Source organism: Pseudomonas sp. GL-RE-26, assembly GCF_019956275.1.
Taxonomy (GTDB): domain Bacteria; phylum Pseudomonadota; class Gammaproteobacteria; order Pseudomonadales; family Pseudomonadaceae; genus Aquipseudomonas; species Aquipseudomonas grandcourensis.
The window spans coordinates 70,231-96,653 of sequence record NZ_JAHBDI010000015.1 but is presented as its reverse complement, the minus strand read 5'-3'; the positions used below and the strand labels follow the sequence as shown (position 1 = coordinate 96,653).

The window sequence follows — 26,423 nt, the reverse complement described above, 5'->3', positions numbered from 1 at the left end:
AACACCTCTTTTTCAACTCCCTTTCGGCTTCGATGAACTGAAGCAGCTTGCTGTCGAAAACTGCGTAACTCTTTGTTTACCAAGGAGTTTTCCGTTTCGACTGCGCCGGAAGTGGGGCGAATTATAGACACCTGGAATCTGCCGTCAACCACTATTTACGCCTTTTTGGCAGAAGAGCCCTTTTTAGCCATTAGACGCGGGATTCGTCGAGCCAAAGGCGGTAGCCGCAGCACTGACAGCAATGCACCTATAGATGCATAGATCACCCACTCCTTCAGGTCGGCGCGCACAATCCAGAGCATATGCAGCAATCCCAGCCCGAGAATGACATACGCCAGGCGGTGCAACTTCTTCCAGCGGGTACCCAATCGTCGCTGACTGTATCGATTGGAAGTCACCGCCAATGCCAGCAAACCAAGAAAACCCAGCGCCCCGACAATAATGTAAGGCCGCTTGCGCAACTCGACACCCAGCTGCGACCAGTCAAAACCAAGTATGAATGCGCAATAACTACTGAGGTGGAGCAGCACATAGGCAAAGCACCACAACCCCAACTGTCGTCGCACGGCATTCCACCTCGCCCAACCAGTGAGTTTCTGCAAAGGCGTCAAGCTCAAGATTACGAGCAACAGAACAAGCGCTCCCAAACCCAGCCGATCGACCAGTACCTTGCCCGGATCCGGCCCGAGGACATCCTCACAGGCCTGATACAACCACAGCAGCGGCCACATCAGCACCACGACAAATACACCGATACGCCAAAACGGATAGCGCATCAGTAGTTCTTCCTCAGGTCGAGCCCCGTATATAGAGAGGCGACTTCCTCTGAATAGCCGTTGAACATTTGCGTGTCGCGCACATTGGGCTTGAACAAACCGCTAGGCAGGCGGCGTTCACGCGCCTGAGTCCAGCGAGGATGATCAACAGCAGGATTCACGTTCGCATAAAAACCATACTCATCCGCCGCAATGCTCTGCCAGGTGGTTTTCGGCTGCTCGCTGACCAGACTGATCCGCACGATGGATTTGATGCTTTTGAACCCGTACTTCCAGGGCACGACCAGGCGCAGTGGAGCCCCGTTCTGATTCGGCAGTTCACGCCCGTACATACCCACCGCCAGAATCGACAACGGGTTCATTGCCTCGTCCAATCGCAGCCCTTCTATATAAGGCCAATCGATCAAGGCAAAACCGGAGCGCTGACCCGGCGTGCTTTTGGGATCCTGCAGGGTTTCGAAGCGGATGAATCTGGCTTTCGAGGTCGGCTCGACTTCCTTGAGCAAGGCCGAGAGGGGAAAACCGATCCAGGGAATGACCATCGACCAGGCTTCCACGCAGCGCAAACGGTAGATTCGCTCCTCCAGCTGATACGGTTTCATGAAGTCTTCGAGCGCATACCGCCCGGGCTTACCCACCTCCCCGTCCACCACCACCGACCACGGCTCCGTCTTCAGCGTGCCGGCATTCGCGGCCGGATCACCTTTGTCGGTGCCGAACTCGTAGAAGTTGTTGTAGTGGGTAGCATCCTTGAAGGGTGTGATTGCCTCATCCTTGACGACAACCGCCCCCCACTTGACCGAGGAAAGCTTTTCGCTGAACCAGGAAGGCGCCTTACCAGGCTCGACGTCCGCATAACGCGCCACATCGTCGGCAGCCGCCCACCGAGGAAGACCGCTCACGGCCAAACCGGCAACAGCAACACCCAATACATTGCGTCGAGAAAGATAGATGGATTCAGGCGTGACATCCGACTCATGGCAGTCGGATGCTTTAGGGACTTTGATCAGCATGGCTACTCCGCAGTATTGGAGAACAGATGCACCAACAGACTGCGGAGTATGAGGGAAATTACATCACTCGACGCTTTTACGCCGACGAAGATGTAACAGGTATTGAACCGGGCCGGACGCGGCATAGGCGAGGAAGACCAGCAGCAGAATGCGCGGCGGATCACTGAACACTACTGCGAACACCAACACCACCGCGAGAATCGCCACGAAAGGTACTCGCCCCTTCAGGTCCAGTTCCTTGAAGCTGTTGTACTTGATATTGCTGACCATCAGCATGCCGGCCGCCGCCACCATCAGCGCAACCAGGAAAGACATCTTGGAACCCTGGATACCGTAGTCGCTGAACGCCCAGACGATACCTGCAACCACACCTGCAGCGGCAGGACTGGCCAGACCGATGAAGTAGCGTTTGTCCGCGGTGCCGACCTGCGTGTTGAAGCGCGCGAGGCGCAATGCCGCGCCAGCCACATAGATGAAGGCGACCATCCAGCCAACCTTGCCCATGTCACCCAAGGCCCAGCCAAAGGCCAGCAATGCCGGCGCAACACCAAAGGCGACCATGTCCGACAGCGAGTCGTACTCGGCACCGAAGGCGCTCTGGGTATTGGTCATGCGGGCCACGCGCCCATCAAGACCATCGAGCACCATGGCGACGAAGATCGCGATGGCCGCGAACGCGAAATACTTGCTCGCATTGGCCGAGTCACCGGCACTCAAGGCCGCCTGGGCGCTCATCGAGCTGATGATGGAATAGAACCCTGCGAACAGGTTCGCAGTGGTGAACAGATTCGGCAAAAGATAGATACCACGATGCCGGACTTTACGACCTTCAGCGTCATGCCCTTCCTCGACATGTTCATCGATGGGCAGCAGGCTTTCGGCGTCAGAAGCCTGGTTTGGCTCTTCGGGGCGTTCGCTCATGGACATTACCTTGCAACGGGGTGGAAAGTTTGGACAGGTGTCTGGGACGACGGTTCGGCCGCAAACGATGCAGCTTTATACCAGAACCGGCCCCTCAAACGAAAAAACGCGGCCTAAGCCGCGTTTTTCGTACAAGCGCGTGACTTAGTTTTTAGCTTTGTCGACGATCTTGTTGGCACCGATCCACGGCATCATGGAGCGCAGTTGCTCGCCGATGATTTCGATACCGTGAGCGGCGTTGTTACGACGCTTGGCGGTCATCGAAGGATAGCCGGTAGCGCCTTCGCTGATGAACATCTTGGCGTATTCGCCGTCCTGAATACGTTTCAGGGCGTTGCGCATGGCCTGACGGGATTCGGCGTTGATGACTTCAGGGCCGGTCACGTACTCGCCGTACTCGGCGTTGTTGGAGATCGAGTAGTTCATGTTGGCGATACCGCCTTCGTACATGAGGTCAACGATCAGTTTCAGTTCGTGCAGGCACTCGAAGTAGGCCATTTCCGGCGCGTAGCCAGCTTCAACCAGGGTTTCGAAACCGGCTTTCACCAGCTCAACGGTACCGCCGCACAGAACGGCTTGTTCGCCGAACAGGTCGGTTTCAGTTTCGTCCTTGAAGGTGGTTTCGATGATACCGGTACGACCGCCGCCAACGCCGGCAGCGTAGGACAGAGCGACGTTCTTGGCATTGCCCGAGGCGTCCTGGTAGATAGCGATCAGGTCAGGGATACCGCCACCCTTCACGAACTCGGAACGTACGGTGTGGCCTGGAGCCTTCGGCGCGATCATGATCACGTCGAGGTCAGCGCGCGGCACAACCTGGTTGTAGTGGATCGCGAAACCGTGGGAGAAGGCCAGGGTGGCGCCTTTCTTGATGTTCGGCTCGATTTCGTTCTTGTACAGGGAGGACTGGAATTCGTCCGGGGTCAGGATCATGACCAGGTCGGCAGCTGCAACAGCGGAAGCAACGTCGGTCACTTTCAGGCCGTGGGCTTCAGCCTTGGCAACGGTAGCCGAACCTTTACGCAGGCCGACAGTCACGTCAACGCCGGAGTCTTTCAGGTTGCACGCTTGAGCGTGGCCCTGGGAACCGTAACCGATGATGGCAACTTTCTTGCCCTGGATGATCGACAGGTCGCAGTCTTTATCGTAGAAAACTTTCATGAATTTCCCCTATATCAGGCCGTTCAGGCCGTTCGCTAATTTGGTTTAGATGCTGAGTACTTTGTCGCCGCGGGCAATGCCGGTCACGCCACTACGGACGGTTTCCAGAATCGAGGCGGTGCCGATGGACTGAATGAAGCTGTCGAGCTTGTCGCTGGTACCGGTCAGTTGAACGGTATACACGCTGGCGCTGACATCGACGATCTGTCCACGGTAAATATCGGTAGTGCGCTTGATCTCGGCACGCTGGGCGCCGGTGGCCTTGACCTTGACCAGCATCAGTTCACGCTCGATGTGAGCACTCTCCGACAGGTCGACCAGTTTTACCACTTCGATCAATTTGTTCAGGTTCTTGGTGATCTGCTCGATGACTTCATCGTGACCAACCGTGGTCAGCGTCAGACGCGACAGGGTCGGGTCTTCGGTCGGGGCCACGGTCAGGCTTTCGATGTTGTAGTTGCGCTGCGAGAACAGGCCAACCACACGAGACAGAGCACCGGGTTCGTTTTCCAGAAGCAAGGAAATAATGTGCCGCATGATTAGGTACGCTCCGTCTTGCTCAGCCACATATCGCGCATGGAGCCGTCTTTGATCTGCATCGGGTAGACGTGCTCGCTGGTATCGACCGAAATATCGATCACCACCAGGCGATCTTTCATGGCGAACGCTTCTTCCATCTTCGACTTCAAATCTTTCGATTCAGTGATGCGCACGCCAACGTGACCATAGGCTTCAGCCAGCTTGACGAAGTCAGGCAACGACTCCATGTAGGAGTGCGAGTGACGGCTGCCATAGCTCATGTCCTGCCACTGGCGAACCATACCCAGAACGCCGTTGTTCAGAATGACGATTTTTACCGGCAAACCGTATTGCAGACAGGTGGACAGTTCCTGGATGTTCATCTGGATACTGCCTTCGCCGGTGACGCAAACGACGTCGGTATCCGGGAAGCTCAACTTGATGCCCATGGCGGCCGGGAAACCGAACCCCATGGTGCCCAGACCGCCGGAGTTGATCCAGCGGTTGGGCTTATCAAACGTGTAGTACTGCGCAGCGAACATCTGGTGCTGGCCCACGTCCGAAGCCACAAAGGCGTCGCCCTTGGTCACTTCGCACAGGGTTTCGATCACGGTCTGCGGCTTGATGACGCTGCCGTCGCCCTTGTCGTAAGGGAACAGGCCGCGATCACCGCGCCACTCATCAACTTGCTTCCACCAGCTGGCTACGGACTCCTTGTTCGGGGTCTCGCCGATCTCCTTGAGGATCGCAACCATTTCGGTCAGGACGCTCTCGACCGGACCAACGATAGGCACGTCAGCCTTGATGGTCTTGGAAATCGAGGCTGGGTCGATGTCGATGTGAATGATCTTGGCGTTCGGGCAAAACTTCGAAGCGCCGTTGATTACACGGTCATCGAAACGCGCGCCGACAGCGAGGATCACGTCAGCATGGTGCATCGCCAGGTTGGCGGTGTAGCTGCCGTGCATGCCGAGCATGCCGATGAACTGACGGTCAGTGCCAGGAAAACCACCGAGGCCCATCAGGGTATTGGTCACTGGCAGGTTGAGCATCTTCGCCAGTTCGGTCAGTGGTGCGGAACCACCGCCGAGGATCACGCCGCCGCCGGAATACAACACAGGGCGCTTGGCCGCCAGGAGCATTTCTGCCGCCTTGCGGATTTGACCGGAGTGACCGCGAACAGCCGGACTGTAGGAACGCAGCTTGGCTTTTTTCGGGAAGACGTATTCGAACTTCTCGGCCGGGTTGGTCATGTCTTTCGGAATATCGACAACGACCGGGCCAGGACGACCGGATTGCGCCAGGTAGAACGCCTTCTTCATGACTTCCGGGATTTCCGACGCGTGCTTGATCATGAAGCTGTGCTTCACGATCGGCCGGGAGATACCGATCATGTCGGTTTCCTGGAACGCATCGGTACCCACCATGGTGCTAGGCACCTGGCCGGAAATGATCACCATCGGAATGGAGTCCATATAGGCGGTGGCGATACCGGTGATGGCGTTTGTTGCGCCAGGACCGGAAGTCACCAGTACTACACCGGCTTTACCGGTGGCACGGGCGTAGCCGTCAGCCATATGGGTAGCCGCTTGCTCGTGACGAACCAGGATGTGGGTCACTTCCGGTTCTTTGAACAGGGCATCGTAAACATGAAGAAGAGCACCACCCGGGTACCCGTAGATATATTTGACGCCTTCGTCGCGCAAAAAGCGGACGAGCATCTCACCGCCAGATAAAAGCTCCACGTTGCTCACCTCTAAAACGCCAGAATACCGCCCACGAAAAACGGGACGGGTCTTAATAGGTTTACTTCTCGGCAGAGCATGAGCGACGGTGGTCGCCGACTACGTCAGCACTGACTGAGCAAGTATTGGGATCGTCCCAAGTGTTGCGGGGCTTTCCCACCCAGCGCGAGGTAACGCGTTGCGGGTGTAACAGGTCGACGCGGATATGCGCCTCATGATCTGCTGAGAGGGTCTGCTTCTGGCAGTCCCTGTACAGCGGACTTTGGATTCTTCTGTTTCGTCCTTCGCAAGTCAAGTCGTCTATGTGCTTTATTCTACTAAGCACATGAGAACGCAAGAAAAAACCCGTAAATCAGCCCTGTGTTAGCTTCGATTGCGCAACTTTTAGCAAAAAATTGGCACGCGAATGCACTTACCCAGCAACGGCCGACAAAATAGAGAGATATTGTGAACAACTGCCAGCGGACGCTGGCAGCTTCTGGCTCAGCGAGACGCTGTGATCAACTGATCAAACTGCTTGAGTAATACCTGCAGCTGCCGATCCTTGCCCTGGACATTGCGTCCGGCAAAGACCATCTCAGCCATTTCCTGAATGCCCGAAGCGTTGGGTAACGGCAAATCCTGCTCGAGGATCATCTTCATGCGTGGCAGGAAGATCCATTGCAGCCACTGCTCGAAATCCAGTGTGTCGACCGAAAACGGCTCGACACTGGAAAGCGCTTCGGCGGAGGGCGGGACTTCATCCCACCATCCTTGCACCCGCAATTCGCGTTCGATCAACAACAGTTGATCGGCGATTTTCAGAAAGCGCGCATCCATCACAGCGTTACCTTGGCCTTCTGACGAGCCAATGCCGCGCCTTGGGAGTCACCCTGCTTATCACGCGCCTGGCCAATCAGGTCCCACAAGTTGGCCTGAAGGGCTGGACGGCCATTGGCCAAGGTCAGCCCACGGCGAGCGAACTGCTCGGCCTGGGCCGCATCGCCCTGAGCCATGCGCACCTGCGCCAGACGGTAAAGCACCTGCGGCTCACGCGGCGCAACGCGTTGGGCGCGTTCGAGACTGGAGGAAGCACCGTTGAGATCACCGCTCGTCTGTTGCTGTTGAGCGGTGGTCAGCAAGGCCAACACCGGACCGTCCAGTTGCTCGTCGGCAGAAAGTCCGCCCGCACTGGCCGATGGAATCCCGCTTGGCGACGACGGCATGCTGTAGCTGCCCTGATTGATCGGGGCCGATTGGACCGGCGACGTGTCAATCGGCCCCGGCGTGATCGGACCCGGGGTAATCGGCGCGGTGCTGATCGGCGTCGAAGTCGTTGCCGCGCCTGGCACCATCACCACTACGCCGCTGTCACCCTGCGGAATCGCCTGGGTCCGCGACTGACCTTGCGCAGGACGCTTGACGGTCGTCTGGCGGAAGCCGCCATTGGCCGAGATCCGTTCACTGTTGGACACGGCGGTGCCGGAATCCACGACCGGAATCGAGCCACGTTGTACGCTGGAACAACCGCTGAGCAAAGCTACGGCGGCAACCGCTGGAATCAACCACTTGTTCACTTGAAACCCTCTTTGCTTAATTCATCCAGCCTTTGACCCAGTCCATCACCGACTCAGCAGGGTTTTCACCACCGCAAGCGGCGCCGGGAGGCGGTTCGCTGCCGCGAATATACGGCATCTGCACGGCACCCGGGCAACCGGCGTCAGAACCTTGCCCTGTTCGCGAGTCCACCCAGGCCTGAACGATATTATCCGGCTGCGGCATGTCCAGCGGCAACGGGTCGGCCTTGCGCATGAAGCTGGTCCAGACCTGCAAGGCCCCGGTGGCGCCGGTGAATGGCGTCTTGCCGTTGTCGTCGCGACCCAGCCAGACCACCGCCAGCAAGTCCTGGCTGAAACCGGCAAACCAGCTGTCGCGCGAGTCGTTACTGGTACCGGTCTTGCCCGCCAGGGTCAGGGTCCTTGGCAGCACGTTATAGACCGAGCTGCCGGTACCTTCACGCATCACCCGCTGCATGGCGCTCTGGATCAGGTAAATGGAGGCCGGATCGAAACGCTGCTGGATCTGGAACGGATAACGCTTGAGCGGCTCGCCCTCGGCAGTCAGCACGCTGCGAATCCCGCGCATCGGCGTATTGAAGCCGCCGTTGGCGAGGGTCTGGTACATGGTCGCCACTTCGATTGGCGTCATGCCGCCGGCGCCGAGCAACATCGACGGGAAGGCCGGGAATTCACGGGTCACACCCAGGCGCTCCACCGTCTTCAGGACGTTCGGCACACCGACCGCCAAACCGAGACGCGCGGTCGACAGGTTGTAGGAATGCGCCAGGCCTTGATAGAGGAACACCGTACCGTGAGAACGACGATCATAGTTCTGCGGTTTCCAGACCTGACCGTCCGCGCCCTTGACCGAGAAGGATTCGTCCGACAGCCAACTGGTCAGTGTGTACTGGCTTGGCTTCTCCAGCGCAGTCAGGTAAACCGCCGGCTTGATCAGCGAGCCGATCGGCCTTACCGCATCCAGCGCCCGGTTGAACCCGGCAAAACTGGCCTGGCGACTGCCGATCATGGCCTGCACTTCCCCGGTCTCCGGGTTGGTCACGACCATTGCCGCTTCGACGTCATCGGAACCCTTGCGCCCCGCCAGACGCTTGAAGGTGTCGTCGACCGAGGCTTCAGCCTTCATCTGCAGGATCGGGTCGAAACTGGTGAAGATGCGCAGCCCTTCCTCGGTCAAGTCTTCGTCGCGATAGTCTTCGCGCAACTGACGCTTGACCAGATCGAGGAAGCCGGGGAACGAGCTGTCCGCCAGACTGCCGCGCTTGGTCACGCCCAGCGGCATTTTCTTCGCCGCCTCAACCTGCTCGGCAGTCGCGACGCCCTGCTCTTGCAGCACATCGAGTACCAGGTTGCGCCGCTCGAGGGCACGCTCCGGATAACGACGGGGGTTATAGGAAGAAGGCCCCTTGACCATGCCCACCAGCAGCGCGACCTGATGCAGCTTGAGCTCCGCCAGCGGCTGACTGAAGAAGAACTGGCTGGCCAGACCGAAACCGTGCACCGCACGCTGACCGTCCTGCCCGATAAACACTTCGTTGAGGTAAGCCTCAAGGATTTCGCGCTTGTCGTAATGCAGTTCAAGCAGCAGCGCCATCATCGCTTCGGTGAGCTTGCGGCTCAGGCTGCGCTCGTTGGTCAGGTAGAAGTTCTTGACCAACTGCTGAGTCAGCGTACTGCCGCCCTGACGCATGCGCCCGGACGAACCGTTGACCCAGATTGCACGGGCGATCGACTTCGGCGAAACACCAAAGTGATGATAGAAATCACGGTCCTCGACCGCCACCAGCGTTTCAAGCAGGTACGGTGGCACCTGATCGATCTTGATCAGAATCCGGTCTTCGAGGTTTTTCGGGTACAGGCCGCCGATCAACAGCGGCTCCAGGCGCACCACCGACAACTTCGAGCCTTTTGCCCCCGCCAACTCGGCCACGTAATCGCCGGAAAAACGCACCCGCACCGGTTGCGCTTGCTCCATGCCTTCATAGAACTGGAAGCCACGGGTGTTCAGGTCAACGGTGTTGCCGCTGACCGACGCCGCACCCGGACCATTGGCCACGCTTTCACGGCGATAGCCCAGGGCATCGAGTTCGGTCAGGAAATCATCCCGGCTCAGCTTCTGTCCGACGAACAGCTCGAGCGGGCGCGCGTAAACCTTGGCCGGGATGGTCCAGCGCTTGCCGGAGAACTTCTCCTGGACGATTGCATCAAGGTAAACGGCGAATCCGGCCAGCACCACAAGGGCGACCAGACTGAGTTTAATGGCCCAGCCCAGCCACGGGCGCAGGCCCCTGGAGGGTGGTTTTTTCGGGGTGCGGGGAGTTCGAGTACGAGTCATGGCGGCGGATTATACGCACTTTATTCATCCTCAACAGGAGCGCTCCGAGGTTTGCGTCAGGCGGACTTGCGGCCATAATGACGGCCTTGAATTTTCCAGACTCTGAAGGATCGCCTGTGAGCCAGTCACTGATCGCTGCCCTGCAAAACCCTGCCCTCTACCCGCATCCTGTAGAGGGATTCCAGGTCATCGAGACCCATATTTCCTGGGTACTGCTCACTGGCCCCTATGCCTATAAAGTGAAGAAGCCGGTGAATTTCGGTTTTCTCGACTTCACCAGCCTTGAGGCTCGCGAACACTTTTGCGCTGAGGAACTGCGCCTGAACCAGCGCCTGACCGACGATTTGTACCTCGAAGTGCTGCCCGTCACCGGCAGCGCCGAGGCTCCGCAACTGGGCGGCGCAGGCCCGGCCATCGAATATGTACTGAAGATGCGCCAGTTTCCGCAAACCGGCTTGCTCAGCACCCTGCAAGCCAATGGCGAATTGACCACCGCGCACATCGACGAGATGGCCGAGCAAATCGCCCGCTTCCACCTCAACGCACCGAAAGTGCCGGCCGGGCACGAAGCCGGCACCCCGGACAGCGTCATGGCGCCGGTGCGGCAGAACTTCGAACAGATCCGTCCGTTCCTCAGCGACAAGGCCGACCTGTTGCAACTCGACGCCCTGCAAGCCTGGGCCGAAAGCAGCTTCGAGCGCCTCAAACCGCTGCTCGCCCAGCGCAAGGCCGAAGGCTTCACTCGCGAATGCCACGGTGATATTCACCTGGGCAACGCCACCGTGATCGACGGCAAGGTCGTGATCTTCGACTGCATTGAATTCAACGAACCGTTTCGCTTTACCGACGTTTATGCCGACACCGGCTTCCTGGCGATGGACCTGGAAGATCGCGGCCTGAAGTGCCTGGCGCGTCGTTTCATCAGCCAGTACCTGGAGCTGACCGGCGATTATCGCGGCCTCGAACTGCTGAACTTCTATAAAGCCTACCGCGCACTGGTTCGCGCCAAGGTTGCCCTGTTCAGCATGCCGGCCGACGCCACTGCAGTGCAGCGCGCCACGACCCTGCGCCAGTACCGCAACTACGCCAACCTGGCAGAAAGCTACAGCACCATTCCTTCGCGCTTCATGGCCATTACCCACGGTGTTTCCGCTGTCGGCAAGAGCCATGTCGCCATGCGCCTGGTCGAAGCCCTGGGCGCGATTCGCCTGCGTTCCGATGTCGAGCGCAAGCGCCTGTTCGGCGAGCAAACCGTCGAGAATGACGTACAGGCCGGCATCTATAGCGCCGACGCCAGCGCGGCAACCTATGCCCGCCTGCACGAAATCGCCGACGTCATTCTGCGTGCGGGCTTCCCGGTGGTGGTCGACGCCACTTACCTCAAGCGTGATCAGCGTGACAGTGCCGCAAAGGTGGCCGAAGCCACGGGCGCCCCCTTCCTGATTCTCGACTGCAATGCGCCACAGGCCGTGATCGAAAGCTGGCTGGCCATGCGCCAGGCAGACAAGAAAGATCCGTCCGACGCCACCCTGGCCGTTATCGCAGCCCAGCAAGCCAGCCGTGAAGCGCTGACACCCGCGGAAATCCTCTGCAGCAAGCGCGTCCAGACCAATGAAAGCGGGACGCTCGATACCGTTGTGGAACAGATTCGCCAGCGCCTGCCAGGCCTGTAAGAAACTATTTCGGTCGTGAGGCCCGCACTGGCTTCACGACCGTCAAATAGTGGCACTATACTGGCGTCATAAAACCATCAGGTGATGCGACATGAGCCAGCCTAAACTTCTCGACACACCGCTATATGCCCTGCTGCACAAAGACGACATCAAAGGCTTCAACAGTGAACGCCCCAAGGATGGCCTCATCGACATGGTGGGTGGAGATTTCCGGGGGCTGGACCTGCGCGAACTGAATGCCGACGGCGTGGATTTCAGCGACGCCTACTTCCGTTCCTGCGACCTGCGCGGCATCGACTTTCGCAAAGCGAACCTGGAAGGCGCGAGCCTGGCTCACGCGCAGATTTCCGGTACGTACTTTCCGGTGGAACTCAGTGCCGACGAAATCCTGATGTCGATGAACTTCGGCACGCGACTGCGCTATCGCACTCGCTGATCATCGCCGCTGACTGAAACGTCCAGCGCCTCTCGTTGCGCTGGACTGTGGGGATGTTCGCCCTTGATTTCCAGATTCTTCCCCACCTCTTCCCCTGCGCTCATAGACTTGTTCACGCACTGCCAATACTTGTTTCTTAGAAGCATTTGCTTCGTAAACGAGCAAACAATCACGCTTTTCCTACTGATGGCTACACTCCTCAGAAGATTGCCCACGCTCTCCATTCGGCCATCGCAAGGAGGCTTGATGAATGATGAACTGCAACACCTGAAGAATCTTGGCAAGACGTCAGCGCAATGGCTGCATGCCGTGGGCATCCATAGCGCTTCGGACTTGCGTCGCCTCGGGGCGGTGGATGCTTATCGGGCCGTGCGCACGCGCGGTTTTCGGGCGTCCAAGGTGTTGTTGTACGCAATTGAAGGCGCCCTGATGGACGTTCACTGGAATGATATTCCTGCCGAGCGCAAGGAAGCCCTGAACAAACAGCTGGAAGCCATTTCTACACGCCACAAGAATTGATCCGACAAATATTTCTGAAACTTTGCAGCCTTAAACCCAATGATTACGAGGCCTGCAGACGTAAATCCGGCGAATCGCAAGGAAATCGGAAAACAGCGGTTGACTTGGTAATGAGAATCGATATGATTATCACAACTGGTCGCGAGACTGGTCAGATATTCTGAAAAGCCCTTGGTTCGGACTCTCGGATTATCTCCTCATCAGGCTAATCACGGTTATTTGACCCGGCTCTTGCCGGGTCTTTTTTTGCCTGTGGAAAAGTACTGCCGAGATGCGGAGATCGATGGTCAGGCGCACAAACGGCTTCCTTCAAAGGATTCCCGGGCATCGAAGCAGCCGGCCTAGTATCCTCGACGACAGGCACTTGTACCCGACGGGCAAGGCAGCCATTTGATAGCATTTAACCCTCAGACTCGGACATATCCGGTCACGAGCCGCGGGACCGAGGATAGACATGAAGTTGCTTTGCGCAGGTGCCGAGCTGGTCAATGACAGCAGTCGCGGGTTCGACATCGATGGCCAAAAGTTTTTTGCAGTGCGCCGCAGCGGGCAGGTTTACGTCTACATCAATCGCTGTCCGCACCGGGGTGTTGCCCTGGAGTGGCATCCCGACCAGTTTCTCGACCCCAGCAACAGCCTGATCCAGTGCGCCACCCATGGCGCACTGTTCCTGATCGAAGACGGTGAATGCGTCGCCGGCCCTTGCGCGGGGCAAGCCTTGACCAGCGTGGCCTGCCGTGAGGATGAGCAAGGGGTCTGGATCAGCCGTTAGCTGCCCGGAAACACGTCCAGGCGCCGGTCGACCAGCATTTCTTCGTGGCTCAACCGCACACCGTAAGCCAGCACCTCGACTCCACAGGCAATCGCCTCACGCAAGGCCTGCGCATAAACCGGATCGATTTCCTGCGCCGGGCGCACGGCCTCGATGTCGGTCAGGCAAACGCAGTACAACTGCACCGCACGAATACCGTCCCTGGCCAAGTGCGCCAGCTCCCGCAGATGCTTGGCGCCACGCTGGGTGACTGCATCGGGAAACGCCGCCACCGCCGTACCGTCGAAACCCAGGGTTACGCTTTTGACTTCGACGTAGGCCGGCCCTTCGGGGAAATCGAGGCGGAAATCGATACGACTGTTTTCCTGACCATAAGCCACTTCGCGCTTGAGCCCGGTAAAACCGTTCAGTTCGGTGATGACGCCCGCCCGCAGCGCCTCTTCAATCAAACCATTGGCGCGGGCGGTGTTCACGCAAAACAGCCGCCCTTGCGGGGTTTCACCGATCTCCCAGGTGCCAGGCAACTTGCGTTTCGGGTCGTTGGAGCGACTGAACCAGACCTGCCCGCCTTCGACCTGACAATTGAGCATCGAGCCTGTGTTCGGACAGTGAATGGTCAGCAGTTCGCCGCCAACGGTTTCGATATCGGCGAGAAAACGCTTGTAACGTCGGATCAGGCGCCCTTCTTCGAGGGGAGGATGGAAACGCATCAGCCTTGCCAGCTCCGCAACCCACGGGCAATGCGCTCGACCGCCTCCTGCAAACGCTCGAGATTTTGCGTATAGGCGAACCGCACATGATGCCCGGCCTGATATCGCCCGAAATCCAGCCCCGGGGTGAATGCCACATGTTCGGTCTCGAGAAAATGCTTACAGAACGCGAAGGCATCGCCGCCGAACTTGCTGATATCGGCATACAAGTAGAACGCCCCTTCCGGCTCCACGGCAATGCCGAAGCCCAATTCACGCAAGGCCGGCAGCAGGTAATCCCGGCGCCGGCCAAATTCGGCGCGACGTTCTTCGAGAATGCTGATGGTTGCCGGCTCGAAACAGGCCAATGCAGCGTACTGCGCCATGCTTGGTGCACTGATGTAGAGGTTCTGGGCGAGTTTTTCCAGCTCACCGACCGCCGCGTCGGGAGCCACCAGCCAACCGAGCCGCCAACCGGTCATCCCGAAGTACTTCGAAAAGCTGTTCAAAACGAATGCACTGTCGTCGACTTCCAGCACGCTGGCCGCATCGGTGCCGTAGGTCAGACCGTGATAAATCTCGTCGACCACCAGATGACCGTGGCGCTCCTTGATCGCGGCAGACAGCTTCGCCAACTCGTCGCGGGTCAGGATCGTGCCGGTCGGATTGGCTGGCGACGCCACCAGTGCGCCGACGCTGTCGTGGTCCCAATGACGCTCGATCAGACCAGGCGTCAATTGATAACGCACATCCGGACCGACCGGCACCAGTTGTGCCGCGCCTTCGACCAGTCGCAGGAAGTGCCGGTTACATGGGTAGCCCGGGTCCGCCAGCAGCCAGTGTTTACCGGGGTCGACCAGCAAAGCGCTGGCCAGCAGCAGCGCGCCAGAGCCGCCAGGCGTGATGAGGATGCGCCGAGGGTCGATGTTCAAGCCATAACGCTGCTGATAAAAGCCCGAAATGGCCTCACGCAGCTCCGGAATGCCGCGCGCGGCGGTGTAACGGGTCTTCCCCGCTGTCAGCGCAGCCTGGCCGGCCTGGATGATCGGTTCGGCGGTGGTGAAGTCCGGCTCACCGATTTCCAGGTGGATCACATCGTGGCCGGCCGCCTGCAATTCATTGGCCCGCGCCAACAGCGCCATGACATGGAAAGGTTCGATCGCGCGACTGCGGGCACTGTAGGGCTGAGCCATTGGCCTTCCTTCAACGGAAAAAAACCGATTCTACCCAAGCGCAGGAACGAGCGAGAACCTAAAGCGGTCAGAGGCCTTGTAACCCCGATCACAAACGACTCAAGCGCGCGCGCAAGGTTTGACTAAAATCAATAATTGAGCAGGTTCCAGAGCCACCAGACAACGGTTTGTCATCATTTGCAAGCACCCTGTGCCGCGAGCTCGACATCCGGGAGTAGCGCGGCCCGAGTTGATCTGGTAAGTTCGCCCGCTTGCAGCCGCAGGGCCGGCAGGTGTCGGTGATGGAGCAATCCTGCGCAGATGGATTACAAGAGTAGAGGCGGTCTATTTCATGTCCACCCAAGCAAAGCAGCAAAACCAGACGATCAGCGGCTTCGAGCCCTATGTTCAGAAAACCGGCGAAGAGTACATGGGCGAGCCCATGCGAAAGCACTTCACCAAGGTCCTGAATCAGTGGAAAAGAGAGCTGATGGAAGGTGTCGACAAGACCGTGGACCACATGAAGGACGAAGCGGCCAACTTTCCTGATCCGGCAGACCGTGCCAGCCAGGAAGAGGAATTCGCCCTCGAACTGCGTGCCCGCGATCGTGAACGCAAGTTGATCAAGAAGATCGACAAGACACTTCAGCTGATCGAAGACGAAGAGTACGGCTGGTGCGAATCCTGCGGCATCGAGATTGGCGTCAAGCGTCTCGAAGCGCGCCCTACCGCCGACCTGTGCATCGACTGCAAGACCCTGGCGGAAATCAAGGAAAAGCAAGTCGGCAAGTAATTGCGACTTGAACGAAGAACGGAGCGTGCGAACGCTCCGTTTTTGTTTCTGATGTTTTTTTGGCTTTAAATGTATTCATGACCGCCAACACCCCCTATATCGGGCGCTTCGCCCCCACCCCTAGCGGCCATCTGCACTTCGGCTCGCTGGTCGCCGCACTGGCCTCCTACCTCGACGCGCGCTCGGTGGGCGGACGCTGGCTGATGCGCATGGAAGACCTTGATCCACCCCGCGAGGAACCCGGTGCCCAGGCCGCCATCCTCAAGGCACTGGAAAGCTATGGCTTCGAGTGGGATGGCGACCTGGTTCGCCAAAGCGAGCGGCACGATGCCTATGCCGAGGTGCTCAATCGCCTGTTCAATCAAGGCCTGGCCTACGCCTGCACCTGCTCGCGCAAACAGCTGGAGCCGTATCACGGGATTTATCCGGGGCTATGCCGCAATGCCGGCCATGGCACTGACGATGCGGCCATCCGCCTGCGCGTACCGGAACTGGAATACCATTTCATCGACCGGGTGCAGGGCGAACATCGCCAACATCTGGGCCGGGAAGTCGGCGATTTCGTGATCCGCCGCCGCGACGGGCTCTACGCCTATCAATTGGCTGTGGTTTTGGACGATGCCTGGCAGGGCATCACCGATATCGTTCGCGGTGCCGACCTGCTGGACTCCACGCCCCGCCAGCTCTACCTGCAAGAACTGCTCGGCCTGCCTCAACCGCGTTATCTGCATATCCCGCTGATTACCCAGCCTGATGGCAACAAACTCGGCAAGTCCTACCGTTCGCCGCCGTTGACCGAGGATCAGGCAACGCCCCTGCTGCTGCGGGCGCTTCGGGCGCTGGGACAGAACCCGGGAACCGAACTGACGTATGCCACGCCACGGGAAGTGCTGAATTGGGGCATTGCCCACTGGGATGCCTCGCTGATCCCGCGCACACTGAGCCTGCCCGAGGCACAGCTATCGTGATCGCACTTGCAGTGGCGCGCCCATCCGTTACCATCGCCGCACGTTTTCGGGCACGCACATAAAAAAGAGAGGCCGGGATGTACATCTATCGCTTGGTCCTGCTTTTGGTAGTGGGGATTTACCTGTTTTCCCCGGCCATCATGGATTGGTGGATCGACGCCACTGGCGCCTGGTATCGCCCTTATCTGCTCTGGCTGATTCTGATCGTCGTGACCTTCATCCTGCAGAGCCAAAAAGATGCCGATGAGCTTTAGCCTGACCCAGATGATCCTGATCAGCGCCGCGTACCTGGCGGTGCTGTTCGGTGTGGCCTGGATCAGTGAACGGGGCATGATTCCCCGGGCGATCATTCGCCACCCGCTGACTTACACCCTGTCACTGGGTGTCTACGCCAGTGCCTGGGCGTTTTACGGCACCGTGGGCCTGGCCTATCAGTACGGCTACGGTTTTTTGTCCAGCTACCTGGGCGTTTCCGGGGCATTCCTGTTGGCGCCGGTGCTGCTCTACCCGATCCTGAAGATCACCCGCACCTACCAACTGTCGTCACTGGCGGACCTGTTTGCCTTCCGCTTCCGCAGTACCTGGGCCGGTGCGCTGACCACGATTTTCATGCTGGTCGGCGTATTACCACTGCTGGCCTTGCAGATTCAGGCGGTCGCCGACTCCATTGGCATCCTCACCCGAGAGCCGGTACAGCATCGCGTAGCCCTGAGCTTCTGCGCACTGATTACGCTGTTCACGATTTTCTTTGGTTCCCGCCACATCGCCACCCGCGAAAAGCATGAAGGCCTGGTGTTCGCGATTGCCTTTGAATCGGTGATCAAGCTGATCGCCCTCGGCGGTGTCGGGCTGTATGCGCTTTACGGCGTGTTCGACGGCCCGCAACAGCTTGAACTGTGGCTGCTGCAAAACCAGACCGCGCTCGCTGCCCTGCACACGCCCTTGCAGGAAGGCCCGTGGCGTACGCTGTTGCTGGTGTTCTTCGCCTCGGCGATCGTGATGCCGCACATGTATCACATGACCTTTACCGAGAACCTCAACCCGCGCTCACTGGTCAGTGCGAGCTGGGGCCTGCCACTGTTCCTGCTGCTGATGAGCCTGGCGGTGCCGCTGATTCTCTGGGCCGGCCTGAAACTCGGCGCCACCACCAATCCGGAATACTTCACCCTGGGCATTGGCATCGCCGCCAACAGCAAGGCTTTGGCCTTGCTGGCCTATGTCGGCGGGCTGTCCGCCGCCAGTGGCCTGATCATCGTCACCACGCTGGCGCTGTCCGGGATGGCCTTGAACCACCTGGTGCTGCCGCTGTATCAACCACCGGCCGAAGGCAACATCTACCGCTGGCTGAAGTGGACCCGCCGGGCGCTGATTGTCGCGATCATCATGGCCGGCTACGGCTTCTACCTGATGCTCGGTGCCGAGCAGGACCTGGCCAACCTCGGCATTGTCGCTTTCGTCGCCACGCTGCAGTTCCTGCCGGGCGTGCTCTCGGTCCTGTACTGGCCGACCGCCAACCGTCGCGGCTTCATCGCCGGCTTGCTGGCGGGGATCCTGGTGTGGCTGGTGACCATGCTGTTGCCTCTGGTCGGCAACCTGCAAGGCTTCTACATTCCGCTGCTGAACATGATCTACGTGCTGGACGACACCAGCTGGCACATGGCGGCGATTGCCTCGCTGGCAGCCAACGTGCTGATGTTCACCCTGATCTCGTTGTTCACCAACGCCAGCACCGAAGAAGCCAGCGCTGCCGAAGCCTGCGCCGTGGATAACGTTCGCCGCCCGCAACGCCGGGAACTGCACGCCGCCTCGCCCCAGGAATTCGCCACGCAACTGGCCAAGCCACTGGGTGCAAAAGCGGCGCAGAAAGAAGTGGAACAGGCACTGCGCGACCTCTATCTGCCTTTCGACGAACGCCGACCCTATGCCCTGCGCCGCTTGCGTGACCGCATCGAGGCCAACCTCTCCGGCCTGATGGGCCCGAGCGTGGCCCAGGACATGGTCGAGACGTTCCTGCCGTACAAGGCTGGCGGCGAAAACTACGTCACCGAAGACATTCACTTCATCGAAAGCCGCCTTGAGGATTACCACTCGCGCCTGACCGGCCTGGCCGCCGAGCTCGATGCCCTGCGCCGCTACCACCGCCAGACCCTGCAGGAATTGCCGATGGGCGTTTGCTCGCTGGCCAAGGATCAGGAAATCCTCATGTGGAACAAGGCCATGGAGGAACTGACCGGCATCGCCGCGCAGCGCGTGGTCGGTTCGCGCCTGAGTACCATTGCCGACCCATGGAAAGAACTGCTGCAAGGCTTCATCAATCTGCCGGACGAGCACTTGCACAAACAGCACCTGGCCCTCGACGGCCAGACACGCTGGCTGAACCTGCACAAAGCGGCGATCGACGAACCCCTCGCGCCAGGCAACAGTGGCCTGGTGTTGCTGGTGGAAGACCTGACCGAAACCCAGATGCTCGAGGACAAACTGGTGCACTCCGAGCGCCTGGCCAGCATCGGTCGACTGGCGGCCGGCGTGGCCCATGAAATCGGCAACCCGATCACCGGAATCGCGTGTCTGGCGCAGAACCTGCGCGAAGAACGTGAAGAAGACCGCGAGCTGAAGGAAATCAGCGGCCAGATCCTCGAGCAGACCAAACGCGTGTCGCGCATCGTCCAGTCACTGATGAGCTTTGCCCATGCCGGCAGCCATCAGCACAGCGACGAGCCCGTCTGTCTGGCCGAAGTGGCTCAGGATGCCATCGGCCTGCTGGCCCTGAACCGACGCAATTTCGAAGTGCAGTTCTACAACCTGTGCGACCCCGAACACTGGGTCGAAGGCGACCCGCAACGGCTGGCCCAGGTATTGATCAACCTGCTTTCAAACGCCCGTGACGCCTCGCCTCCCGGTAGCGCGGTACGGGTCAAGAGCGAAGCCGGCGAACACACGGTCGATCTGATCGTGGAAGACGAAGGCAGCGGTATTCCCTCGAGCATCATGGACCGATTGTTCGAACCTTTCTTCACCACCAAGGACCCTGGCGAAGGCACCGGTCTGGGCCTTGCACTGGTCTATTCCATCGTTGAAGAGCATTATGGACAAATCACCATCGACAGCCCGGCTGATGTTCAAAGCCAACGCGGCACCCGAATCAGGGTTACCTTGCCGCGTCATGTCGAAGCGACGTCCGCTGTGAACTGAGACCGTCGAGAGTATCGAATCAATGCCGCACATTTTGATCGTCGAAGACGAAACCATTATCCGCTCCGCCTTGCGCCGCCTGCTGGAACGTAACCAGTACCAGGTCAGCGAAGCCGGATCAGTGCAGGAAGCACAAGAACGCTTCACCATTCCCTCGTTCGATCTGATCATCAGTGACCTGCGTCTGCCGGGCGCGCCTGGCACGGAGTTGATCAAGCTTGCCCAGGGCACGCCGGTGCTGATCATGACCAGCTATGCCAGCCTGCGCTCGGCGGTCGACTCGATGAAAATGGGCGCGGTGGACTACATTGCCAAACCATTCGACCATGACGAAATGCTGCAAGCGGCCGCACGAATCCTGCGTGATCGACAAACGGTACAAACCGGCGGTGAAGCGGTTGCCGGCAAAGCCGCCAACGGCGCGGCGAAATCCGGTACCGACAACAGCAACGGTGAAATCGGCATTATTGGCTCGTGCCCACCGATGCAGGACCTGTACGGCAAGATCCGCAAAGTGGCACCGACCGACTCCAACGTTCTGATCCAGGGCGAATCGGGTACCGGTAAAGAACTGGTGGCGCGTGCCCTGCACAACCTGTCCAAACGCGCCAAGGCGCCGATGATCTCGGTGAACTGCGCGGCCATTCCGGAAAGCCTGATCGAGTCCGAACTGTTCGGCCACGAAAAAGGCGCATTCACCGGCGCCAGCGCCGGGCGCGCCGGCCTGGTGGAAGCGGCGGACGGCGGCACCTTGTTCCTCGACGAAATCGGCGAACTGCCACTGGAAGCCCAGGCTCGCCTGCTGCGCGTATTGCAGGAAGGCGAAATTCGTCGCGTGGGCTCGGTGCAGTCGCAAAAAGTCGATGTGCGCCTGATCGCTGCGACTCACCGCGACCTCAAGAGTCTGGCGAAGATCGGCCAGTTCCGTGAAGACTTGTATTACCGCCTCCACGTTATCGCGCTGAAGCTGCCAGCCCTGCGCGAACGTGGTGCGGACGTCAACGAAATCGCCAACGCCTTCCTGGCGCGGCAAAGTGCGCGAATCAACCGCACCGACCTGAAATTCGCCGCGGATGCCGAGCAAGCCATTCGTCACTATTCCTGGCCGGGTAACGTTCGTGAACTGGAAAACGCCGTCGAGCGCGCCGTCATCCTGTGCGAAAGCCCGGAAATTTCCGCCGAGCTGCTGGGCATCGACATCGAACTGGGTGACCTGGAAGACGACGAGTTCATTGGCCTGGCGCCCCAACAGGGCAACGGCAGTACCAGTAACAGCAACCACGAACCGACCGAAGACCTCTCCCTGGAAGACTATTTCCAGCATTTCGTCCTCGAACATCAGGACCACATGACCGAAACCGAGCTGGCCCGCAAGCTCGGGGTCAGCCGCAAATGCCTGTGGGAACGCCGTCAGCGCCTGGGCATCCCGCGGCGCAAGACCGGGGTGGCCAGCGAAAGCTGAACTGCACCTGTCTCATGTGCGGGTAACACGTGACATTGTGAAAAAACTGTTACCTCAGCTTTTTCACGTAACAGAAGCCGGGGCTTACGGTAACGAAGCCCCGGCTTTTTTTGGCCCTCGAAATACCTGTCGACCGGCCTAACCCCTTGTTTTATTGGGTTTCGCAAAAGTTGGCACGCACCCTGCTATATGTTTGGTACAAGAACAATAACAAGCAATGCACAAGACAATAAAAATAAGACGAATCGACTCACGCACAATAAAAACAAGACGGCGAGAGGCGCAGCTAACTGATTCTTTTGGAGAGGCGTTGTATTTGGGGCTTGCCCCACGACCAGGCCGAGAACAACAAAAAACTGTCTTAAGACAGAGCCTGTACTGGTTGGATCGAAAGATCACTGCAATTCAGCGACCAAAGCAATCCGTTTGCTCTTGGCTCCCGATTGGGAGGGTCATGAAGGAAAGCTTCATGGCGAGGGCACTCAACAAAAACAAGAAGCCCGAAACCAAAAATAAAAATAGAGCATGCAACTACTTCTTGGGGAGCTTCGGCTCCCCTTGTGGTTTCCGCGATTCGGAAATCCTCGCAAATCGGCTCGTTCCAGCCTTGAATCCTGCGGCCTACAGCTCATATCTGCTGTGTCCTACACCATCCCCCGACTAAATGCTAGAATCCCCGCCCATCATGCGGTCATTCTTCTGTTATGGCCGAATATTCCTTCAAACAGTGCATCCCATGCTGAAGAAGCTGTTCCAGTCATTCCGTACTCCCAAGCGTCCTACGCAACACATTCGCAGCACGCCTGAAGTGCTCAACAGCGGCCAACACTCGCTGCAGAAGGCGCAATTCAGCCGTTACGCGGTGAATATCGTTGAACGCCTGCAGAACGCCGGTTATCAGGCTTACCTGGTTGGCGGTTGCGTGCGCGACATGCTGCTGGGTATCACACCGAAAGATTTCGACGTTGCCACCAGCGCTACACCCGAGCAGGTACGGGCCGAATTCCGTAACGCGCGAATCATCGGGCGCCGGTTCAAGCTGGTGCACATCCACTTCGGCCGCGAAATCATCGAAGTCGCGACCTTCCGCGCCAATCACCCGCAGAACGAAGACGAGGAAGACAGCAATCAGTCTTCGCGCAACGAAAGCGGGCGCATCCTGCGCGATAACGTCTACGGCACCCTGGAAGAGGACGCACAACGTCGCGACTTCACCATAAATGCCTTGTATTACGATCCGGTCAGCGAACGCATCCTCGACTACGCCAACGGCGTACACGACATCCGCAATCACCTGATCCGCCTGATCGGCGATCCGACGCAACGCTACCAGGAAGACCCGGTACGTATGCTGCGGGCCGTGCGTTTCGCCGCCAAGCTGAACTTCGGCATCGAAAAACACAGCGCCCTGCCGATCCGCGGCCTGGCGCCGATGCTGCGCGAGATCCCGTCGGCCCGCCTGTTCGAAGAGGTGCTCAAGCTGTTCCTCTCCGGCCATGCCGCCGATACGTTTGAAATGCTGGTCGACCTGCAGTTGTTCGATCCACTGTTCCCGGCCAGCGCCGAAGCACTGGAATACAACCCGACGTACACCCACACCCTGATCAGCGAAGCCCTGATCAATACCGACCTGCGGATCAAGCAGAACAAACCGGTAACTCCGGCGTTCCTGTTTGCAGCCCTGCTCTGGCCTGCCCTGCCGGCCCGCGTCCTGCGCCTGCAGGAACGTGGCATGCCGCCGATTCCGGCGATGCAGGAAGCGGCGCACGAGTTGATTGCCGAGCAGTGCCAGCGCATCGCGATTCCGAAACGCTTCACCATGCCGATCCGCGAGATCTGGGACATGCAGGAACGCCTGCCACGCCGCAGCGGCAAGCGTGCCGATCTGTTGCTGGACAATCCGCGCTTCCGCGCCGGCTACGACTTCCTGCTGCTACGCGAAAGCGCTGGCGAGCAGACCGATGGCCTGGGCGAATGGTGGACGGACTATCAGGACGCCAACGAAAGCGAGCGTCGCGACATGATTCGCGACCTCAGCGGCAAGGACGAAGGCACCGGCGCCCCGCGCAAGCGTCGCCGCAGCGGTGGTTCCAAGCGCAAACGCGCTGCCGGCGCTTCGAGCACCACGGGCGAGTAATCCATGGAACGCATCTACATCGGCATGGGCAGCAATCTGGCTGACCCCGCCGAACAATTGCGTAGCGCCGTCGAGGCGCTGGCGCACTTGCCACAAACGGAACTGGTCGGGGTATCCGCGTTTTACCAAAGCGACTCGCTACTACCCGGACAACCGCGCTACACCAATGCGGTGGCCGCTCTAGACAGCACGCTGGCGCCGCTGGACCTTCTGGATGCCTTGCAGGCCATCGAAAACGGCCAGGGTCGCGAACGCCTTGAGCGCTGGGGGCCGCGCACGCTGGACCTCGACATCTTGCTGTTCGGTGATCGCCTGATCGACGAACCGCGCCTCAAGGTTCCCCATTACCACATGCAGGAACGGGCCTTCGTTCTGTATCCGCTGGCGGAACTGGCACCTGCAGATCTGCGCCTGGCCGATGGCCGCGAGCTAAGTGAATTACTCGCAGCCTGCCCGTTCGTCGGGTTGGAACGCCTGCCCCCGACATGACACAAATCCCTCTGTGGGAGCGGGCTTGCTCGCGAAAGCGGTGTACTAATCAACATTAATGTTGAATGTGATGCCCCCTTCGCGAGCAAGCCCGCTCCCACATTGGTTTTGTGTCGCGCACAAGATCCGCTGCTGAATCGCATCAGTTACCCCGGTAACACCCCACCCGTAACAATGCGGTAACACACGCAATTGACTTCCCTCGTTCTCCTCACGACTATAGGCGTCCCGCTGCCGCCTACACGGCGTTCAAGGGCGCAATCCAGGCCTTAAAAGCACGACGAAAGAGCGTGCGCCTGTATTCAACGAAGAATCACGCGCGTTACTCGCAGTAGTTTCCACAGCGCCTGAATGAGGAACTTTTCATGCCAGCCATCACCCTGACCACCCTGCAAGGTCTGAAGCAAAAAGGTGAAAAGATCACCATGCTGACCTGCTACGACGCGACCTTCGCCCACGCCTGCAACCAGGCCGGCGTCGAAGTGCTGCTGGTGGGCGACTCCCTCGGCATGGTTTTGCAGGGTCACGACAGCACCTTGCCTGTCACCACTGCAGAAATGGCTTATCACGTGGCCGCCGTCAAACGCGGTAACAGCGATGCCCTGATCCTCGCCGACCTGCCGTTCATGGCCTACGCCACCACCGAGCAAGCCATGATCAACAGCGCCCTGTTGATGCAGGCCGGCGCGCACATGGTCAAGGTCGAAGGAGCGTTGTGGCTGGCCGATTCGATCCGCCTGCTGGCCGAGCGCGGCATTCCTGTCTGCGCGCACATGGGCCTGACGCCGCAGTCGGTGAACATCCTGGGCGGCTACAAGGTCCAGGGCCGCAATGAAAACCAGGCGCGGCAGATGCGTGCCGACGCGATCGCCCTGGAACAGGCTGGTGCGGCAATGCTGCTGCTCGAGTGCGTCCCGAGCGAACTGGCGGAAGAAATCACCCAGGCGGTGAAGATTCCAGTGATTGGTATTGGCGCCGGCAATCGCACCGATGGCCAGGTACTGGTTCTGCACGACATGCTGGGCCTGTCCATTACCGGTCGCATGCCGAAATTCGTGAAAAACTTCATGACCGGCCAGACTAGCATCGAGGCTGCATTGAATGCCTACGTGACTGAAGTCAAAGCGGCAACATTCCCTGGGATCGAACACGGATTTTCTGCATGAACACCGTAAAAACCGTACGCGAACTGCGGGCCGCCGTGGCCCGTGCCCGGAGCGAAGGCAAGCGCATCGCCTTTGTGCCAACCATGGGCAACCTGCACAGCGGCCACGTGGCGCTGGTAACCAAAGCCTCCCAACGGGCGGACTTCGTGGTTGCGAGCGTTTTCGTCAACCCGCTGCAATTCGGTGCTGGCGAAGACCTCGACAAGTACCCGCGCACCCTCGTCGCCGACCAGGAAAAACTGCTCCAGGCCGGTTGCCATCTGCTGTTTGCCCCCACTGTTGAAGAGATGTACCCCGACGGCATGGCCGGCCAGACCCGCGTCAGCGTCCCGCAATTGTCCGAAGGCCTGTGCGGCGCCAGCCGTCCAGGGCATTTCGAAGGCGTGGCGACGGTGGTCAGCAAGCTGTTCAATATGGTCCAGCCGGACCTGGCGATTTTCGGCGAGAAAGACTTCCAGCAACTGGCGGTGATTCGCGCGCTGGTTCATGACCTGAACATGCCGATCCAGATCATCGGCGAGCCCACTGTTCGCGCAACCGATGGCTTGGCGCTTTCGTCGCGCAACGGTTTCCTCAGCGAGGAACAACGCGCTGTGGCACCAGTGGTTTATCGCACACTGAATGCGATCGGCGAAGCGATCAGGCAGGGCGAACGCGACTACCCGGCGCTGATCGGCACCCAGATCAAACAGCTCGAAGCAGCCGGCCTGCGTCCTGACTATCTGGAAATCCGCCACGCCCTGACCTTGCGCCCGGCGACGGCGCAGGATCGTGACATGGTGATTCTGGTGGCGGCGTTCCTGGGGACAACGCGGTTGATCGACAACCTGCACTTGAACCTCGACGCGCCAAACTAAACACTCTTTAGCCCTGTGGAGTGAGTCTGTGGCGAGGGGGCTTGTCGGACCGCCGCACCGCCCCGTTGGGCT

General features: G+C 59.2%; 24 protein-coding genes. 13 read left to right on the top strand and 11 right to left on the bottom strand.

The features are described from left to right. Positions 1 to 155: 155 nt before the first annotated feature. The 9 genes from msrQ to mrcB form a co-directional block, all read right to left on the bottom strand. Positions 156 to 776, bottom strand: a complete 621-nt coding sequence (msrQ, locus tag KGB07_RS12680) for a protein-methionine-sulfoxide reductase heme-binding subunit MsrQ (RefSeq protein ID WP_223465540.1) — start codon at positions 774 to 776, stop codon at positions 156 to 158. Then, positions 776 to 1,789 carry a protein-methionine-sulfoxide reductase catalytic subunit MsrP gene (gene msrP / locus KGB07_RS12675; RefSeq protein ID WP_223465539.1) on the bottom strand — a complete coding sequence of 338 codons (1,014 nt, stop codon included), beginning with the start codon at positions 1,787 to 1,789 and terminating at the stop codon, positions 776 to 778. Before msrP ends, msrQ begins: the two co-directional genes overlap by 1 nt. Positions 1,790 to 1,852: 63 nt before the next feature. Further along, entirely contained in the window at positions 1,853 to 2,710 is an 858-nt protein-coding gene (gene pssA / locus KGB07_RS12670; RefSeq protein WP_046041828.1) for a CDP-diacylglycerol--serine O-phosphatidyltransferase, read from the bottom strand. Positions 2,711 to 2,854: 144 nt separating this feature from the next. After that, positions 2,855 to 3,871 (bottom strand): ketol-acid reductoisomerase, encoded by a 1,017-nt coding sequence (gene ilvC, locus KGB07_RS12665; RefSeq protein WP_003228216.1) that lies wholly within the window; start codon positions 3,869 to 3,871, stop codon positions 2,855 to 2,857. Between the two features lie 45 nt (positions 3,872 to 3,916). After that, positions 3,917 to 4,408: an acetolactate synthase small subunit gene (gene ilvN / locus KGB07_RS12660; RefSeq protein WP_003176102.1), complete on the bottom strand. Its 492-nt coding sequence runs from the start codon at positions 4,406 to 4,408 to the stop codon at positions 3,917 to 3,919. Between the two features lie 2 nt (positions 4,409 to 4,410). Beyond that, the gene (locus KGB07_RS12655) at positions 4,411 to 6,135 is read right to left on the bottom strand and encodes an acetolactate synthase 3 large subunit (protein WP_223465538.1); all 1,725 of its coding nucleotides are present in this window, start codon (positions 6,133 to 6,135) and stop codon (positions 4,411 to 4,413) included. 483 nt (positions 6,136 to 6,618) lie between these two features. Then, entirely contained in the window at positions 6,619 to 6,954 is a 336-nt protein-coding gene (locus KGB07_RS12650) for a YqcC family protein (protein ID WP_046041827.1), read from the bottom strand. Then, positions 6,954 to 7,691: a tetratricopeptide repeat protein gene (locus tag KGB07_RS12645; RefSeq protein ID WP_223465537.1), complete on the bottom strand. Its 738-nt coding sequence runs from the start codon at positions 7,689 to 7,691 to the stop codon at positions 6,954 to 6,956. Before KGB07_RS12645 ends, KGB07_RS12650 begins: the two co-directional genes overlap by 1 nt. Positions 7,692 to 7,707: 16 nt before the next feature. Beyond that, positions 7,708 to 10,026, bottom strand: a complete 2,319-nt coding sequence (gene mrcB / locus KGB07_RS12640; RefSeq protein ID WP_223465536.1) for a penicillin-binding protein 1B — start codon at positions 10,024 to 10,026, stop codon at positions 7,708 to 7,710. Between the two features lie 116 nt (positions 10,027 to 10,142). Between mrcB and KGB07_RS12635 the strand changes: the two genes are divergently transcribed. The 4 genes from KGB07_RS12635 (at position 10,143) to KGB07_RS12620 (ending at position 13,426) form a co-directional block, all read left to right on the top strand. Further along, the gene (locus KGB07_RS12635) at positions 10,143 to 11,699 is read left to right on the top strand and encodes an AAA family ATPase (protein ID WP_223465535.1); all 1,557 of its coding nucleotides are present in this window, start codon (positions 10,143 to 10,145) and stop codon (positions 11,697 to 11,699) included. A 91-nt stretch (positions 11,700 to 11,790) separates the two neighbouring features. Beyond that, the gene (locus KGB07_RS12630) at positions 11,791 to 12,135 is read left to right on the top strand and encodes a pentapeptide repeat-containing protein (protein WP_046041823.1); all 345 of its coding nucleotides are present in this window, start codon (positions 11,791 to 11,793) and stop codon (positions 12,133 to 12,135) included. A gap of 246 nt (positions 12,136 to 12,381) precedes the next feature. Next, complete coding sequence (locus KGB07_RS12625; RefSeq protein WP_008053897.1) at positions 12,382 to 12,654, top strand: TfoX/Sxy family protein; 273 nt, start codon at positions 12,382 to 12,384, stop codon at positions 12,652 to 12,654. Between the two features lie 454 nt (positions 12,655 to 13,108). Next, complete coding sequence (locus KGB07_RS12620; RefSeq protein WP_223465534.1) at positions 13,109 to 13,426, top strand: Rieske (2Fe-2S) protein; 318 nt, start codon at positions 13,109 to 13,111, stop codon at positions 13,424 to 13,426. Here KGB07_RS12620 and sfsA read toward each other — a convergent pair. After that, complete coding sequence (gene sfsA / locus KGB07_RS12615; RefSeq protein WP_223465532.1) at positions 13,423 to 14,136, bottom strand: DNA/RNA nuclease SfsA; 714 nt, start codon at positions 14,134 to 14,136, stop codon at positions 13,423 to 13,425. The two genes, KGB07_RS12620 and sfsA, sit on opposite strands and share 4 nt — an antisense overlap. Continuing rightward, complete coding sequence (locus tag KGB07_RS12610) at positions 14,136 to 15,308, bottom strand: pyridoxal phosphate-dependent aminotransferase (protein WP_046041819.1); 1,173 nt, start codon at positions 15,306 to 15,308, stop codon at positions 14,136 to 14,138. Before KGB07_RS12610 ends, sfsA begins: the two co-directional genes overlap by 1 nt. Before the next feature lie 331 nt (positions 15,309 to 15,639). On the opposite strand from KGB07_RS12610, the gene dksA reads away from it, so the two are divergent. The 9 genes from dksA (at position 15,640) to panC (ending at position 26,351) form a co-directional block, all read left to right on the top strand. After that, positions 15,640 to 16,080, top strand: a complete 441-nt coding sequence (gene dksA, locus KGB07_RS12605; RefSeq protein ID WP_046041818.1) for an RNA polymerase-binding protein DksA — start codon at positions 15,640 to 15,642, stop codon at positions 16,078 to 16,080. A 77-nt stretch (positions 16,081 to 16,157) separates the two neighbouring features. Beyond that, complete coding sequence (gluQRS, locus tag KGB07_RS12600) at positions 16,158 to 17,048, top strand: tRNA glutamyl-Q(34) synthetase GluQRS (protein ID WP_223465530.1); 891 nt, start codon at positions 16,158 to 16,160, stop codon at positions 17,046 to 17,048. Positions 17,049 to 17,125: 77 nt separating this feature from the next. Next, positions 17,126 to 17,302 (top strand): hypothetical protein, encoded by a 177-nt coding sequence (locus tag KGB07_RS12595; protein ID WP_003176118.1) that lies wholly within the window; start codon positions 17,126 to 17,128, stop codon positions 17,300 to 17,302. Then, positions 17,286 to 20,240, top strand: coding sequence for a sensor histidine kinase (locus tag KGB07_RS12590; RefSeq protein WP_185754808.1), 2,955 nt, complete (start codon positions 17,286 to 17,288; stop codon positions 20,238 to 20,240). The genes KGB07_RS12595 and KGB07_RS12590 overlap by 17 nt, the downstream gene beginning before the upstream one ends. 22 nt (positions 20,241 to 20,262) lie before the next feature. Next, entirely contained in the window at positions 20,263 to 21,702 is a 1,440-nt protein-coding gene (locus KGB07_RS12585; RefSeq protein WP_046041815.1) for a sigma-54-dependent transcriptional regulator, read from the top strand. Between the two features lie 736 nt (positions 21,703 to 22,438). Then, on the top strand, positions 22,439 to 23,839 hold the full coding sequence (locus tag KGB07_RS12580; protein WP_046041814.1) for a polynucleotide adenylyltransferase PcnB: 1,401 nt from the start codon (positions 22,439 to 22,441) through the stop codon (positions 23,837 to 23,839). Between the two features lie 3 nt (positions 23,840 to 23,842). Further along, positions 23,843 to 24,328, top strand: coding sequence for a 2-amino-4-hydroxy-6-hydroxymethyldihydropteridine diphosphokinase (folK, locus tag KGB07_RS12575; RefSeq protein ID WP_223465528.1), 486 nt, complete (start codon positions 23,843 to 23,845; stop codon positions 24,326 to 24,328). A gap of 365 nt (positions 24,329 to 24,693) precedes the next feature. Next, positions 24,694 to 25,494, top strand: a complete 801-nt coding sequence (panB, locus tag KGB07_RS12570) for a 3-methyl-2-oxobutanoate hydroxymethyltransferase (RefSeq protein WP_046041812.1) — start codon at positions 24,694 to 24,696, stop codon at positions 25,492 to 25,494. After that, a complete protein-coding gene (gene panC, locus KGB07_RS12565) occupies positions 25,491 to 26,351 on the top strand; it encodes a pantoate--beta-alanine ligase (protein WP_046041811.1) in 861 nt (286 codons plus the stop codon). Before panB ends, panC begins: the two co-directional genes overlap by 4 nt. Positions 26,352 to 26,423 lie beyond the last annotated feature (72 nt).